The organism is Pseudomonas sp. W2-17, from assembly GCF_041060445.1.
Classification (GTDB): domain Bacteria; phylum Pseudomonadota; class Gammaproteobacteria; order Pseudomonadales; family Pseudomonadaceae; genus Aquipseudomonas.
In genome coordinates this window covers 183,677-198,258 of record NZ_JAUFNS010000001.1, presented here as the reverse complement: position 1 = coordinate 198,258, position 14,582 = coordinate 183,677, and the positions used below count along the sequence as shown (strand labels likewise).

Genomic DNA, 14,582 nt, shown 5'->3' with positions numbered 1-14,582 from the left:
ATAAGGTGAGAAGTGGAGGCTAGTAAGAGGGATTTAAACCGTCAAGTTTACGCATCGTATTTATTTTTTCTTAGTATTTGGTCGCCTGTCTCTTATAGGTTAATAGTTTTGTCTTGCCCAGGTGCAGTTGCCAAGTGGCTAGAGCTATTTGCGATAAGCGCTGCATGGATTATTTCGAAGCGGTATCGATCACTGTCATATGTGTCAGTTGGCAAAGCCCGTCTAGTGAATGATGCTGGAACGGCCGAATATCATTTTTTGGCATGGATTGCCGTTGTTTATCATCAGGAGATCAACATGAATAGATTCAGGTCTTTCGCCCTTGCATTTTTCTATATCGGACTTGTCGCATGTGTAAGCGAGCAGCCTTCATCAAACGGGCTCCACGGTACTGATCCTCGCATTACGCAGAGTCCGGCTATTCAGCAAGACACGGGCGAAGATGTGGCGCGACATCTAGAAGATCGGTACAGCAAGACAGCTGCAGATTGCGGAACGCCTTCACAGCCTTCCTTTCTATGCAATGGAGTGATGATTAGAGGCACCAGCAGTGACCCGACTTACCACGTATGGGAGAACAGTGCGGCTTCTATTGAAAAGGGTGGCGTCTCTATCTCCTATTTAAGGTCGGACGTTAATTACAATAAGCTCGCCTACGGGTATAACAACGGCTATATCTTGACCGCTTATTTTTATGCGGCTGAGAAACTGCACCCCGAGGTGCTGTGCCTCTTTCCGATCGATGCGGGTACCTCGGCCCGTACAAACAAGGGATGTGGTGATTACCCTGGTTATGCCGGTAGCGGCCCCTGCCATCTACAGGGCATTACCACCGCAACGGAGTGGTGGACGCATTACAACTCACACGCCAGCAGTCGCCATAGCTACCAATGCGGATTTGATGTTACCGATGCCAGAAACTCGGCGGCAGGGCCTGCCTTCGCTGCGGGATTGGCGGCAATGGGTTTGATGGGGGCTGAGTCGTTTAGAGAGCAGAATGAGCTCATCCTTGCAGTCTGGGGAAATGGATTGGGCAAGACCCTTCCGCTTGAAGCGTTTTTCTACGTGGCTGGCCTGCCTGGATTGACTGTCGCACAACGTAATCAGCTCGATCTCAGTAATACCGATGGGGTATGGATACCCGTGATAAAGCTCACACTTCCGGCGAGTGAAGGGGGCAAGGCGACATTTACTTACAGTGCAGGAGATCAGGCTATTACGAAGTTGTAGTCATCATCGATTAATCCTGATGTTAGGTGACAGATCTTTGGCTGAATATTTGACGGAGTGTTCAGTTTTAAGTTGTTTCATAGCAGCTTGTGGCGTAACGAAACCGAGAAGGTGCAATGGTCTTTTTGGGTTTTTCTAGAAGTTGTCGTGTTTTGGCTTTGGAGGCCATTATGAGAAAGATTAATAAGGTGGCGTTTTTACTTGTGTATGCCGTCCTTGCTGCTTGTGTCGGTGAGCAAAGATCGGGCTTCGATACAGCTCAGCGTCCTATTCCGCATGTCGCGCACCGCGCTACGATACAACAAGACTCTGGGGAGGACGTGGTCAGGCATCTCACCAACCGTTACGCCGACACAGCTGCAAATTGCGGAGCGCTGTCGCAACCAGCGTTTTTGTGTAATGGGGTAATGATCCGCGGTACGAGCAATAATCCCGGTGCGTATCACGTATGGGACAACAGTCCAGCGAGCATTACACGGGGCGGCGTGTCCGCGTCTTACTTAAGGTCTGACGCTAACTTCAGGGGGTTGGCTTATGGGTACAACAACGGATACATCTTAACGGCTTATTTCTTTGCGGAGGGGAAATTGCATCCTGAGGTGCTGTGCTTATTTCCCGTGGACGCAGGCACGGGGAGCAGGGCGGACAGGGGGTGTGGTGAGTATCCAGGGAGAGTGGGCAGTCGGCCCTGCCACTTACAGAACATTACAACTGCAGCGCAGTGGTGGGCTCATTACACATCATTTGGCGATTCACACTACTCACAGTGCGGATTCGACGTCCGCGACGATCGAAATAACGATGCAGGCCCCGCGTTTGTTGCTGGATTAGAAGCAATGTCTTTGATGGGGTCTCAGGCTTTTATATTAAATAACGAGCTCGTCCTGGCCGTCTGGGATAGCGGCTTGGGTAAAACATTACCGCTTGAAGCGTTTTTCTACTTGGCAGGCTCAGCCGGATTGCCTGTCGCTCAGCACAACCAAAGCGATCTTATAAATACTGATGGAGTCTGGATACCGGTTATCAAAATTACCCTCCCCACTACCGCAGCCGGCAAGGTGACGTTTAGTTATAGCGCCGATGAGCAGACGCCTCTCTCCCCCCCAGTCCAGGGATGAAGGCTACATAACGTAGTCTTCCGACCATGTCCCCGCTTTCCGCTGACCCATTCGCTTTGCGTGAGCTTACGCGTTGGGTCAGTTGTTATTTGGGCATTGATGTCACCCGGAGGCGATTCAATAATTCAAATCCGCTTTCTTCAGGTACATACCGTTTGGTCCGGACGCAATGCGGTATTTCAGAACGTCGCCCGCATTGATGTGCAGACGCGTGTTGTTCTGCGCTTCGATGCCTGGCGAGCAGCCCGGCGTCTGGCCCGGCAGTACACGCAAGCGCACTGACACATCGCCGGCGGGCAAGTTGAAAGAGCGAGATTCTTCCTGATACAGGCGGCCGACGAGCTGGTCCTGCATGAAAATCCCGATTTCGCAGGAAGTGGAGACCTCAAGGCGCTCGCGGGAAATGATCAGCACGCCATAGTCCTGATCGGCGTGCGCCCAGGATGCGCAGGCCAACAGGCCGGCGAAACCTGCAATACGAAAGGCTGACCAGCGCATGGCTGATTCTCCTGATATGACGGTTGTAGGTGCACTCTGGCTGAGAGTGCGGATATATGCCAGCCCGGCAGATCCATCGGAAACTTGACCTTGCCCCGACGGGAAGGTCTTAGATGGCGTCATCAGGTTTTCCAATGAGACGAGGAGGCAGTACATGCAGGTATTCAACGTTCAAGGCATGACCTGCGCACACTGCGTGCGTGCCGTCACCAGCGCCATCCAGAGTGAAGACCCTGCGGCGCAGGTGCAGGTTGATCTGGCGAAGGGAGAGGTGAGCGTGCAAAGCCAGCTCGGGTCTGAGCAGGTCGTCGGGCTTATTGAGGAGGAGGGCTATACCGCAACGCGCGCTCAGTAGGACCGGCTTCGGCCGGGAAAGCGTCAGGGGTTGCTCCGCAAAAGTTGATGCTGACCCGACCGGCCTCTTCCCGGCTAAAGCCAGTCCTACCAAAACACCGCGTACACCTGTGGGATCGGCTTAGCTGGTCCCACTCAAACGCCGTGGACATCTGTAGGACCGGCTTCAACCGGCAAAACGTCGGGCATCACACTGAAAAACCAGAAACCCATCACTCAATAGTGATACCACTTCAGCTCCAGCATCACTTCATTCACCGGCGAGGTCAGCTGGCTGAAATCCCGCTGCGCACTGAGCCGCAGGCCGAGGTTGCGCGACAGCTCCCATTGTTGATTGAGGCTGATGTTGCGCCGCACTTCGCCATTGGTGAAGTAATCGCCCTTGGTTTCCAGGCTGAAATTACCCAGCGGATTGCGCCACAGCACACCGGTATTGAAACCCGCCGCTGGCGAAATCAACGCGGAGAAATCGTTATTGTGCTCAACCCGCACGGTGCCCAGTGCAAAGCCCAGCACGTCATCCCCCAACTTCCACGTGCCACCCGCGCCACCGTTGACGTGGCTCACCAGGTTCTCGTCGCCGTGCTTGCCCAGCACCCGCTCAAGGCCGCCCGCCACCTGCCACGACCACGGCTGCAACAGCTCGTTGCGCGGTGTTAGCGAACGGATGGTCGCCAGATCGAGCCGCTGCACCTGCCAATGGCTGTCTTCGTATTGACGCAGCTTGAGCTGCAGAATCTCGATCTGCGCGCCCAGCGGGAAGCCGTACGCGTTGTCATTCAGATCGTGATACGCCATGCGCAGGCCGTATTCGGCGAACGCCTTGTCATCCCGCGTGCCCGCACCCAGTTGCCACGTGCGCGACTCATGCCCGTCTTCCGGTAGCCCAGGGCGCTCAATCTCTAGCGCAGGCGGCGGATTGGTGCTGATTGCGCGCAGCAACTCATAGCTGCGTTGCGCGCTAGTGGGATCACGCTCCTGGCCGTTGGCGCGATACCGCTCCAGCCTGTAGGCCGCGTCCTGAATCAACGCGCGACGTTCCTTCGGCAGTGCGGTGTAATCGGCACTCTGCATCAGCTTCTGGTCCGCACTGACTTTCAACACCCATTGCTGCTCGTCGTGGTTCAACGGCTCGGCACGGCTCAGCAGCTCGCGCTCCCTGGACGGGCGATAGTCGATCTTCTCCACCAGACCCGCTTCCTTCACCGCGCGCACGGTGTCCGTGGGAATCGCCGTCAGACGAAACTGCGGCGTCAGGTCCAGGCTAGGGCGAGCCACCTGAAGCAGCTCAAGCAAACGGTAGGAGCAGTTTTCATCGAAGAAGAAATACCCGAAGCGGATCTGTTTGAGTTCCCACACGTGCTCGACCATGCGCCGGGTTTCTTCCGGTGTCAGATTGAGGCGGTATTCCCACAGGTCGCGGTTTTCCAGGCTACGGTACTCGGAGAGTTTTTCCTGGTACGGCACCAGAGCGAACAGGCCTGGGTAGCCGCCCGCCAAGCCTTTCCATGCGTACAAAATGCTGTTGTCGGAGCCCTCGATGTAGGCGCCAAAATTGATTGCGTAGCTGAGCAAAGCGGTCTTGTTCGCCTGCACGTCCGCCTGATCGATGCGCAGCAGGGTGTGCCCGAACATGGAGGACGGGCTGTTCAGGTACGCCGCCGGGAAAATCAGCACAGTGCTGTCCGGGGCCACATCGGAAAACCACTTGTTGAATTCTTTGCAGTCAACCGCAGGCAGATCGGTCAGCTTCAATTCGTCACGCAAAAAGCGCGTGCGGGAGGGGTAGACGCATTGCGGGTGGACGTTTTCCTGGCCTTGGGTGACAGGACGGTAGATCGCCTCAAGCGTCGCGGCCAGCTCGGATTTGGGATCATGGGCGCCGTTCTGAGCGAGGAAGAACTTCGGGTCATCGACATAACTGCGCCAGCCCCCCAGCTTACCGGCTTCGTAGTGACCGATGGAGATCCAGAATCTGGAATTGGCCAGTTGCTGCAAACGATCATTGTCGACGTGAGGCGCGGCGTACAGCGGGGCGCAGACACAGAGCACCAGCCAGGCAAGGCGTTTGAGCATAGATTGGCAACTAGTCAGAAGTGGGCAGGGCGGAGAACCTGCCTTCCGGGGAGGAAGGCAGGCGGCACGACTTTAAGCTTGGGTCGCGTATTTAGCCAGAGTCGGATCGTTCTTCAGGACGTCGATGGTGTTGGTGTGAACATCTTCAGCAGTGGCGTCAGCCTTGGTGAAGATCTGCTGATAGTGCTCGTGGGTGACTGCGGCGAAATGCGCACGGTCTTCCGGTGCAACGCCCAACACGACCGCGTACGTGGTCAGTGCTTCGCCTTGGCCCATGGCCATGTCTTTGGAGAGCTCATCCATCATGCCGTTCATGGCAATCCAGGACTTGCCGCCGTAAGTCAGCGCGCTGTTGGTGGAGCAGCCGTTGGTGCCCGAGGTCATGCCGAAGGTGGCGTTGCCCGAAGTACCGTTGGTGGTGGAAGCGAGGAAGTGAGCGGGAGTACCGCGTTGACCTTCAAACAGCATGTTGCCCCAACCGCAGTCCGGACCGCCAGGAGCTTGAGCCATGGCGTTGATGGACACAGCGGCGAAGAGAGTACCAAGAAGAATCCGTTTCATAGCTTTAGTCTCTGTTATTTCAACCAAGGGTCGGATTCCTGGCCGGTAGGGCGCCAGGGCGAACCGGTTATTTAAATTGTTACCGGTCGCGCAAGTTGGAGTTTAGGCACGATATGAACGTTCCGTGAGGAATTGCACATTGTTGCGTGTAATCCGCCTCCGCCGGGTGTGTAGGCCGGTTCCTCATACGGAAAAGCGATCAGGCGGTTCATGCCTTGCCAGTGCGGTGCGGCGAGCGCCAGAATGCGCCCATCTGCCCCGCCTGATGTAAGGATGTCCGATGCCCGATTCTGTTGCTGCCAGCTTGCGACTTGCGCCCGAAGCGCTGACCCGTCCCTTTTCCGCTGAACAGTTCAGCTTCACGACAACCAACGATCTGGAACCCTTTCGCGGCGTGCTCGGCCAGGAGCGCGCGGTCGAAGCCCTGCAATTTGGCGTCGCCATGCCGCGCCCCGGTTACAACGTGTTCGTCATGGGCGAGCCCGGTACCGGCCGCTTCTCCTTCGTCAAGCGCTACCTCAAGGCCGAAGCCAAGCGCATGCAGACGCCGTCGGACTGGGTGTACGTCAACAATTTCGACGACGCCCGTGAGCCGCGCGCCCTTGAACTGCCGCCCGGCAGCGCCAGTGCGTTCATTGCCGACATCAACGGACTGATCGACAACCTGCTGTCGACGTTTCCCGCGGTGTTCGAGCATCCGTCCTACCAGCAGAAGAAGAGCTCGATCGACCGCGCCTTCAATCAGCGCTACGACCGCGCGCTCGATGTCATCGAACGTCTTGCCCTGGAAAAGGACATCGCGCTGTACCGCGACAACACCAACATTGCATTCACTCCGATGCTCGAAGGCAAGGCGCTGGACGAGGCCGAGTTTTCGCAATTGCCGGAAGCCGAGCGCGAGCGTTTTCACACCGATATTTCGACGCTGGAAGAGCGGTTGAATGAGGAACTCGCCAGCCTGCCGCAGTGGAAGCGCGAGTCCAACAACCAGATGCGTGAGCTCAATGAAGAGACCATCATCCTCGCGCTTCAGCCTTTGCTGGCACCGTTGTCCGAGCAGTACGCCGAGAACGCAGCGGTGTGCGCCTACCTTCAGGCAGTGCAGGTCAACCTGCTCAGGACCGTGGTCGAGCAATTGGTCGACGACAGCAAAACCGATGCCCAGGCGCGCAAGCTGCTCGAAGAGCAATACTGCCCAAGCCTGATGGTCGGGCATTCCGCCAGCGGTGGTGCGCCGGTGGTGTTCGAGCCACACCCGACCTACGACAACCTCTTTGGCCGCATCGAATACAGCACCGATCAGGGCGCGCTATACACCACCTATCGTCAGCTGCGACCCGGGGCGTTTCATCGCGCCAACGGCGGTTTTCTCGTGCTCGAAGCCGAGAAGATGCTCAGCGAGCCGTTCGTGTGGGACGCCCTGAAGCGCTCCCTGCAATCGCGCAAACTGAAGATGGAAGCGCCGCTGGGCGAACTGGGTCGTCTGGCCACCGTGACCCTGACCCCGCAAACCATCCCGCTGCAGGTCAAAGTCATCATCATTGGCGCACGGTCGCTGTATTACACGCTGCAGGACCTCGATCCGGACTTCCAGGAAATGTTCCGGGTGCTGGTGGACTTCGACGAAGACATCCCGATGGTCGACGAGAGCCTGGAGCAGTTCGCCCAGTTGCTTAAAACCCGGACCTCGGAGGAGGGCATGGCGCCCCTGACGGCAGACGCGGTTGCACGCCTTGCCACGTACAGTGCGCGTCTCGCCGAGCACCAGGGGCGCTTGTCGGCGCGCATCGGCGATCTGTTCCAACTGGTCAGCGAGGCGGACTTCATCCGCAGTGTGGCCGGTGATGAGCGCACTGACGCCGGGCACATCGAGCGTGCACTGAAGGCAAAGGCCACCCGCACCGGTCGTGTGTCGGCCCGAATTCTCGACGACATGTTGGCCGGCATCATCCTGATTGACACCCAGGGCGCGGCGGTCGGCAAGTGCAACGGGCTGACGGTGCTGGAGGTGGGTGATTCGGCGTTCGGTGTACCGGCGCGCATTTCGGCTACGGTCTACCCGGGCGGCAGCGGCATCGTCGACATCGAGCGTGAGGTCAACCTGGGCCAGCCGATTCACTCCAAAGGCGTGATGATCCTCACCGGTTACCTGGGCAGTCGTTATGCCCAGGAATTCCCGCTGGCCATTTCCGCGAGCATCGCGCTGGAACAGTCCTACGGCTACGTCGATGGCGACAGCGCTTCCCTCGGCGAGGTCTGCACGCTGATTTCTGCACTGTCGAAAACCCCGCTCAAGCAGTGCTTCGCCATCACCGGCTCGATCAACCAGTTCGGTGAAGTCCAGGCGGTCGGCGGCGTCAACGAGAAGATCGAAGGCTTCTTCCGGCTCTGCGAAGCCCGAGGTCTTACCGGCGATCAAGGCGCGATCATTCCCCACGCCAACGTCGCCACGCTGATGCTGGACGAGCGCGTGCTGCAAGCCGTGCGCGCGGGCCAGTTCCACGTGTATGCCGTGCGTCAGGTGGATGAGGCGCTAAGTCTGTTGGTGGGCATGCCGGTCGGTGAAGCGGACGAGGACGGTCAATTCCCCGATGATTCGGTCAACGGCAGGGTGGTGGACCGTCTGCGCGACATCGCTGAAATGCTCAGCGACGACGACCTCAAAGAGCTCGAAAAGGAGGCGCCACAATTACAGCCCGAGCTGAAAAGCTAGGCCTTTGACGTCAATGAAACGGGGCGCTTGATGGCCAAATGACCATTCGGCGCCCTTTTCGTTTTCGCGCTTTTCCAACGGGGTAGTTGTTCGATATTGTCGGGTTGCAGCAGTTGTCAAAGGGACTGACGCGTTTCCTTCGTTATGCGAAGGAGATGAATACTGCAATCAATAAGGAGCTCGCCATGCCGCGCAGCCTCTGCCTTACTCGCCAATGCCTGGGTCTGGTGACCCGAATCGAATGTGTTGTTCGCCCGCTGTCAGGCGATAAAGGAATGTGGACCTTGTTGTTCGCCTCCGGGATGTCTGGCGAACAGCCCTCCGCACTCAAGGCTCAGGGGCCGTTTCATGGACCGGTTGCTGCCGAATCGGTCCTTGATGCCATTGCCGAAAGCCTCCTGCTGCATGGCTATCAAACGGCGGAGGAGATCCCGATCTGGGGGCTTCACCTCCAGGGGGAGCTGCGAAGAATCAACAGCGACGCCGCCGTGGGTCAGCGGACGTCTCCCGCCAACTGACCCCTTCGTTTCGAGGCGCTCCGCGTCTGCTTTCTACGGTCAGCAGACGCGGATTTGTCGAGCTTTCCCCTTGCCCGATCGGGCGTTATTGTTTCAACTCTTTTCGCGGTGGGTTGTGCTAATCGGCCTTCGTCCTATACTCGCGAGCTTTTAAATTATCAGTGAGCTTCAATGGAACGTTTTATCGAAAATGCCATGTACGCATCGCGCTGGTTGCTGGCGCCGATCTACTTTGGGTTGTCTCTGGGGCTTCTCGCTTTGGCGCTGAAGTTTTTCCAGGAAATCTTCCACATCATCCCCAATGTCTTCGCGCTGGCGGAATCTGATCTGATCCTGGTGTTGCTGTCGTTGATCGACATGGCGCTGGTTGGTGGTTTGCTGGTCATGGTGATGATTTCCGGCTACGAGAACTTCGTGTCCCAGCTGGATATCGACGAAGGCAAGGAAAAGCTCAACTGGCTGGGCAAGATGGATTCTTCGTCGCTGAAGATGAAAGTCGCTGCGTCCATCGTCGCGATTTCGTCCATTCACCTGTTACGGGTGTTCATGGACGCCAAGAACATCGAGCCGCAATACCTGATGTGGTACGTCATCATCCACATGACCTTCGTGGTCTCGGCCTTCGCGATGGGCTATCTGGACAAGCTGACTAAGCACTGATCGACTTGCTGCAACCCGCGAGGATTTGCCATGAACCTTCAGGAACTCATTTCCCACGCCAACACCGGGGGTGTTGAAGAGCTCAACCTGATCTCCATCGAAGGCGGCATTTACTTGCTGGAAGCCAGGATACAGGGCGTCGCGCATCGTTTGGTCGACGCGCAGAACAAGGCATTGCACCTGCGTTCTGTCGAGCACGCGCGCGAGCTGCTGCAGCCGGTTGCGCCGATGCCGTTCAATCTGGTCCACGCCGTGGTTCACGACGAGATGTGCGGCGTGAGCGACGACCTGAATCAGGACGTCAAAATCCCCCTGGCTTTTCGATCCGCCTGGTAGAGGTTACGGGTATTGCGCTTTGTGCTAGGCTGCCCGGCCTTTAAATACGGGCGCCCCAGGGCGCTCTTCAGCGGAGCAGTCTCATGTCCGAAGTCAATCTGTCCACCGACGAAACCCGCGTCAGCTACGGTATTGGCCGTCAACTGGGCGACCAACTGCGTGACAACCCGCCACCGGGCGTCGACCTGGACGCTATTCTGGCTGGCCTGACCGACGCTTTCGCCGGTAAGCCGAGCCGTGTTGGCCAGGAAGAAATGGGCGCGAGCTTCAAAGTCATCCGCGAAATCATGCAAGCCGAAGCTGCAGCCAAAGCTGAAGCAGCGGCTGGCGCAGGCAAGGAATACCTGACTGAAAACGCCAAGCGTGATGGCGTGACCACTCTGGCCTCCGGTCTGCAATATGAAGTGATCACCGCGGGCGAAGGCGCTCAGCCGACCCGCGAAAGCAACGTGCGCACTCACTACCACGGGATGCTGATCGACGGTACTGTGTTTGACAGCTCCTACGATCGTGGCGAGCCGGCTGAATTCCCGGTGGGCGGCGTGATTCCAGGCTGGACCGAAGCCCTTCAACTGATGAAGGCCGGCAGCAAATGGCGTCTGTACGTTCCTAGCGAATTGGCCTACGGCGCTCAAGGCGTTGGCAGCATCCCGCCGCACAGCGTTCTGGTCTTCGACGTCGAACTGCTCGACGTTCTGTAGGGTTTTGTAGCGAACGCTTCACGCTCGACAGATGCCGAGTCAGCCCCGCGCTGGCTCGGCATTGTCGTTTTAGCTGTTCTCATTAATGCAGTTCGCTGGCCGGACGCAACGCCCGCGCGTAGCAGAACAGAAACAGACTCCGCACCATCTCCTTCTGAACGCCGGGTTCGCTTGAGCTCAGGCTGCTGACATCCAGATCCCCCTGATCGCGCAACTCGTCGAGCGCCTCTTCCTCCAGCACTGCACAGACTTTGCCCGTCTCGCGATCCAGGATGCGAAGGTAGGGCTGTGGGCGATCAAGCCAGGCATCAATCAGATACGTCATGTGATTCTCCTTGAGTGTTTCAATGAGAATAATTCTTATCTGAGGAATAGCAAGGATCTATTTGAGATTAATTCGCATTAGGGTGCGAGGTCTATAAAACGGTCCAGAATCGCAGGCAACAAAAAGCCCGTCACGTGGACGGGCATTCGGTGGAGCAGGGCAGCGGTCAGTGCGTGCGCGCGACCGCAAACTCACTCAGCTCGACGAGGGCGTCGCGGTAGATGCTCGGCGGCAGCACATCCAGGCAGGCAATGGCGCGAGCAATGTAGTCGCGTGCAAGCTGGGCTGTGTACTCGAGGGAGCCTGACTTTTCCACAGCATCGCGGATGCTTTCGAGATCTTCCAGGCCGCCCTTCTGAATGGCCTGACGAACCAGCGCAGCTTGTTCAGGGGTGCCTTCACGCATCGTGTAGATCAGCGGCAGGGTAGGCTTGCCTTCGGCGAGGTCGTCGCCGACGTTCTTGCCGAGGGTTTCGGCATCACCACGATAGTCCAGCAGGTCGTCGACCAGTTGGAAAGCGACCCCCAGATGATCACCAAAGGTGCGCAGCGCTTCGCTTTGCTCGGGACCGGCATTGGCCAGTGCGGCGGCGCTGTGGGTCGACGCTTCGAAGAGCATCGCGGTTTTGCCGCGGATGACTTCCATGTAGGTTTCTTCGGTGGTGCTGGCGTCGCGCACTTTGGACAGCTGCAACACTTCGCCTTCTGCGATGACCCGGGTGGCCTTCGACAGAATCTGCATCACCTGCATCGAGCCCAGTTCGACCATCATCTCAAACGAGCGCGAATACAGAAAATCCCCTACCAGCACGCTCGGTGCGTTGCCCCACATTGCGTTGGCGGTCGAGCGGCCACGGCGCATGCCGGACATGTCGACGACGTCATCGTGCAGCAGGGTCGCGGTGTGCAGGAATTCGATGGTTGCGGCCAACAGGCGCAAGTCATCACCGCCAGAGCCCAGCGCTTTGCCGCACAACAGAACGAGCAACGGGCGCAGGCGTTTACCGCCAGCAGAAGTGATGTAGTCGCCGATTTTGGAGACCAGCGGCACGCGCGATGTCAGCTGCTTCTTGATAATGTGGTCGACGGCGGTAAAGTCGTCTGCCACAGCGGTGTAGAAGGCTTGGGGTTGCATCAGCGAGACGTGCTCCAGAAGGGTTGCGCGGCATGCTAGGTTGCAGGCCCCACCCTGTCAAGGCGTGACATAACGCAGCTTGCAAGGCGTTGATCGCTTGCGTACAATCGCGCACCCTAACTTCCTGGGCAGCACCTGCCTTACGCAATTGCATGTCGGCCTTCCAGCCTTGTGCAGCCATGCCAGCCAATACCTCTTCCTATAAAGAGCTGGGTGAGCAGGATTATCGGAGATACACCATGTCTTATGCAGTAATCGTTACTGGCGGCAAGCAATACAAGGTCGCCCCAGGTGAATACCTGAAGATTGAAAAACTGGAAATCGCTACCGGCGAATCCGTTACTTTTGATCGCGTTCTGTTGGTTGCCAATGGCGACGACGTGAACATCGGCGCTCCAGTTGTTGCAGGCGCTACCGTTGTGGCTGAAGTGATCTCCCAAGGTCGTCACGATAAAGTCCGCATCATCAAGTTCCGTCGTCGTAAGCACCACATGAAGCGTATGGGCCACCGCCAGTGGTACACCGAGATCAAAATCACCGGTATTCAGGCTTAATTTCAGCCTAATCCTCACTAGGAGAATTGACTCATGGCACACAAAAAAGCTGGTGGTAGTACCCGTAACGGTCGCGATTCAGAAGCCAAACGCCTTGGCGTGAAGATGTATGGCGGCCAGGTTATCGTTCCGGGCAACATCATCGTGCGTCAGCGCGGCACCCAATTCCACGCTGGCTACGGCGTTGGCATGGGCAAGGATCACACCCTGTTCGCTAAAGTCGAAGGCGTGATCAAGTTCCAGGTTAAAGGCGCCTTCGGTCGTCGCTATGTAAGCATCGTGCCAAAGACTGAAGTCGCGGCATAATCTTGCGTTCAGGGGGTGTGAGGGCCTGACCTTCACGCCTCCTGAGCTGAAAAGCCCTGTCGATGACAGGGCTTTTTCGTTTGTAGAAGGTCCTGTTTCTGGTGAGTCTCTTGCAAAGCTGTTTGTGTGGGCCGTTGTGGTGTGAAGTCGCTGGTTTTTGATCGGTATCGCAACGCTCATCTTTGCAAGAGCCTTATGAATCAATGTTGTTTGCTCGTCTTTGTGACGGGAGGCGTGCGCTATGAAATTTGTTGATGAAGTATCCATTCGAGTAAAGGCCGGTGATGGCGGTAACGGTTGCATGAGCTTCCGCCGCGAAAAATTCATCGAGAACGGTGGTCCCAACGGCGGTGATGGTGGTGACGGCGGCTCGATCTACATGATCGCTGACGAAAACCTCAACACCCTAGTCGACTACCGCTATACCCGCCACTTCGACGCCGAGCGCGGTTCGAACGGCGGCAGCACCGACTGCACCGGTCGCAAGGGTGAAGAGCTGGTGTTGCGCGTGCCGGTCGGCACCACCGTGATCGACGCTGGTACCCAGGAAGTCATCGGCGACCTGACCAAAGCGGGCCAGCGTCTGCTGGTGGCTCATGGCGGCTGGCACGGTCTGGGTAACACGCGTTTCAAATCCAGTACCAACCGTGCACCGCGTCAGACCACGCCGGGCAAGCCGGGTGAGCAGCGTGACCTCAAGCTGGAGCTGAAAGTACTGGCTGACGTCGGTCTGCTCGGTTTGCCGAATGCCGGCAAAAGCACGTTCATTCGTTCGGTATCGGCTGCCAAGCCAAAGGTCGCTGATTACCCGTTCACTACGCTGGTGCCGAACCTGGGTGTTGTCAGTGTCGATCGCTGGAAAAGCTTTGTCATCGCCGATATTCCCGGCTTGATCGAAGGCGCTTCCCACGGTGCCGGTCTGGGGATTCGCTTCCTCAAGCACCTGGCGCGTACGCGTCTGCTCCTGCACCTCGTCGACATGGCGCCGCTGGATGAAAGCAGTGCGCCGGATGCCGCCGAAGTCATCGTCAACGAGCTGGTCAAGTTCAGTCCTGCGCTGGCCGACCGTGATCGCTGGCTGGTGCTGAACAAGTGCGACCAGATCCTCGAAGAAGAGCATGAAGCCCGCAAGCAGGAGATCATCGATCGTCTGGAGTGGACTGGCCCTGTCTACGTGATCTCGGCCATCGCCAAAGAAGGCACCGATCGCCTGACCCACGACATCATGCGCTATCTCGAAGACCGCGCTGACCGTCTGGCCAATGACCCGGCCTACGCTGCCGAGCTGGCTGAGCTGGATCAGCGCATCGAAGATGAAGCCCGCGCTCAGTTGCAGGCGCTGGATGATCAGCGTGCCTTGCGCCGTAGCGGCGTGAAGAGTGTGCATGACATCGGCGATGACGATTGGGATGAGGAAGATGTGGAAGACGAAGATGGTCCGGAAATCATTTACGTCCGCGACTGATCGACTGAAGTAAACTACGACGCCGCTCTTGA

16 protein-coding genes are annotated in these 14,582 nt (G+C 57.6%); 11 read left to right on the top strand and 5 right to left on the bottom strand.

All coding sequences use genetic code 11. The features are described 5' to 3' along the window. The first annotated feature begins 225 nt into the window (after window positions 1–225). A complete protein-coding gene (locus QWI20_RS01020) occupies window positions 226–1,230 on the top strand; it encodes a hypothetical protein (protein WP_369303765.1) in 1,005 nt (334 codons plus the stop codon). A gap of 170 nt (window positions 1,231–1,400) precedes the next feature. Beyond that, a complete protein-coding gene (locus QWI20_RS01015) occupies window positions 1,401–2,348 on the top strand; it encodes a hypothetical protein (protein WP_369303764.1) in 948 nt (315 codons plus the stop codon). A 117-nt stretch (window positions 2,349–2,465) separates the two neighbouring features. Here QWI20_RS01015 and QWI20_RS01010 read toward each other — a convergent pair whose 3' ends face one another. After that, a complete protein-coding gene (locus QWI20_RS01010) occupies window positions 2,466–2,846 on the bottom strand; it encodes a hypothetical protein (protein WP_192173408.1) in 381 nt (126 codons plus the stop codon). Window positions 2,847–3,000: 154 nt separating this feature from the next. Here QWI20_RS01010 and QWI20_RS01005 point away from each other — a divergent pair, with 154 nt between their 5' ends. Continuing rightward, the gene (locus QWI20_RS01005) at window positions 3,001–3,201 is read left to right on the top strand and encodes a heavy-metal-associated domain-containing protein (RefSeq protein ID WP_369303762.1); all 201 of its coding nucleotides are present in this window, start codon (window positions 3,001–3,003) and stop codon (window positions 3,199–3,201) included. A gap of 215 nt (window positions 3,202–3,416) precedes the next feature. Here the strand turns inward: QWI20_RS01005 and QWI20_RS01000 are convergent, their stop codons facing one another. Beyond that, on the bottom strand, window positions 3,417–5,276 hold the full coding sequence (locus tag QWI20_RS01000) for a DUF4105 domain-containing protein (protein ID WP_369303761.1): 1,860 nt from the start codon (window positions 5,274–5,276) through the stop codon (window positions 3,417–3,419). Between the two features lie 72 nt (window positions 5,277–5,348). Beyond that, window positions 5,349–5,837: a DUF3015 domain-containing protein gene (locus QWI20_RS00995; RefSeq protein ID WP_122535346.1), complete on the bottom strand. Its 489-nt coding sequence runs from the start codon at window positions 5,835–5,837 to the stop codon at window positions 5,349–5,351. Between the two features lie 280 nt (window positions 5,838–6,117). Here QWI20_RS00995 and QWI20_RS00990 point away from each other — a divergent pair, with 280 nt between their 5' ends. From QWI20_RS00990 to QWI20_RS00970, 5 genes are all read left to right on the top strand, one after another. Further along, a complete protein-coding gene (locus QWI20_RS00990; protein WP_192173405.1) occupies window positions 6,118–8,550 on the top strand; it encodes a Lon protease family protein in 2,433 nt (810 codons plus the stop codon). Window positions 8,551–8,735: 185 nt separating this feature from the next. Then, window positions 8,736–9,068 carry a hypothetical protein gene (locus QWI20_RS00985; RefSeq protein ID WP_369303995.1) on the top strand — a complete coding sequence of 111 codons (333 nt, stop codon included), beginning with the start codon at window positions 8,736–8,738 and terminating at the stop codon, window positions 9,066–9,068. A gap of 171 nt (window positions 9,069–9,239) precedes the next feature. Next, on the top strand, window positions 9,240–9,728 hold the full coding sequence (locus QWI20_RS00980) for a TIGR00645 family protein (RefSeq protein ID WP_065987683.1): 489 nt from the start codon (window positions 9,240–9,242) through the stop codon (window positions 9,726–9,728). A gap of 30 nt (window positions 9,729–9,758) precedes the next feature. Beyond that, complete coding sequence (locus QWI20_RS00975; RefSeq protein WP_369303760.1) at window positions 9,759–10,064, top strand: DUF6482 family protein; 306 nt, start codon at window positions 9,759–9,761, stop codon at window positions 10,062–10,064. An 83-nt stretch (window positions 10,065–10,147) separates the two neighbouring features. Continuing rightward, on the top strand, window positions 10,148–10,765 hold the full coding sequence (locus QWI20_RS00970) for an FKBP-type peptidyl-prolyl cis-trans isomerase (RefSeq protein WP_122535350.1): 618 nt from the start codon (window positions 10,148–10,150) through the stop codon (window positions 10,763–10,765). A gap of 82 nt (window positions 10,766–10,847) precedes the next feature. Here the strand turns inward: QWI20_RS00970 and QWI20_RS00965 are convergent, their stop codons facing one another. Both QWI20_RS00965 and QWI20_RS00960 read right to left on the bottom strand, forming a co-directional pair. Continuing rightward, window positions 10,848–11,090 (bottom strand): hypothetical protein, encoded by a 243-nt coding sequence (locus tag QWI20_RS00965; RefSeq protein WP_346626772.1) that lies wholly within the window; start codon window positions 11,088–11,090, stop codon window positions 10,848–10,850. 166 nt (window positions 11,091–11,256) lie between these two features. Beyond that, entirely contained in the window at window positions 11,257–12,225 is a 969-nt protein-coding gene (locus QWI20_RS00960; protein ID WP_369303759.1) for a polyprenyl synthetase family protein, read from the bottom strand. Between the two features lie 239 nt (window positions 12,226–12,464). Here QWI20_RS00960 and rplU point away from each other — a divergent pair, with 239 nt between their 5' ends. The 3 genes from rplU (at window position 12,465) to cgtA (ending at window position 14,550) form a co-directional block, all read left to right on the top strand. Continuing rightward, window positions 12,465–12,779 (top strand): 50S ribosomal protein L21, encoded by a 315-nt coding sequence (gene rplU, locus QWI20_RS00955; RefSeq protein WP_003176051.1) that lies wholly within the window; start codon window positions 12,465–12,467, stop codon window positions 12,777–12,779. A 33-nt stretch (window positions 12,780–12,812) separates the two neighbouring features. Further along, on the top strand, window positions 12,813–13,085 hold the full coding sequence (gene rpmA, locus QWI20_RS00950) for a 50S ribosomal protein L27 (RefSeq protein WP_037015434.1): 273 nt from the start codon (window positions 12,813–12,815) through the stop codon (window positions 13,083–13,085). Window positions 13,086–13,326: 241 nt separating this feature from the next. Further along, window positions 13,327–14,550, top strand: coding sequence for an Obg family GTPase CgtA (gene cgtA, locus QWI20_RS00945; protein ID WP_282367114.1), 1,224 nt, complete (start codon window positions 13,327–13,329; stop codon window positions 14,548–14,550). The last annotated feature ends 32 nt before the right edge of the window (window positions 14,551–14,582 follow it).